The sequence below is a fragment of the Streptococcus mitis genome (assembly GCF_905187495.1).
Taxonomy (GTDB): Bacteria; Bacillota; Bacilli; order Lactobacillales; family Streptococcaceae; genus Streptococcus; species Streptococcus mitis_CU.
On sequence record NZ_CAJJIB010000035.1, the window covers coordinates 1 to 204 of the forward strand.

At 32.8% G+C, this 204-nt stretch carries 1 pseudogene; it reads right to left on the bottom strand.

Annotated features, from left to right (window positions below):
- Positions 1 to 67: 67 nt before the first annotated feature.
- Positions 68 to 204: pseudogene (locus tag JQ843_RS09615) on the bottom strand (sigma-70 family RNA polymerase sigma factor); the annotation flags it as partial.

Consider the following 204-nt stretch of genomic DNA (forward strand, 5'->3'; position numbering starts at 1 on the left):
ATTATACAGACTTTTTCTAACTTGTCAACAACTTTTTTAAACTTTTTATGTTTTTTTGTATGACTCCCTAATGAGTACGGATATCAAACTCCTTAAACACAATACGTAAGTCTCTCAATACTCTTTGACGCCCTCGGAAGCGTTCATGTCTTAAGACGCGTTCTAACTCTTCTTGTTTGTCTTTACTTTGTTTGTTTCTATAAT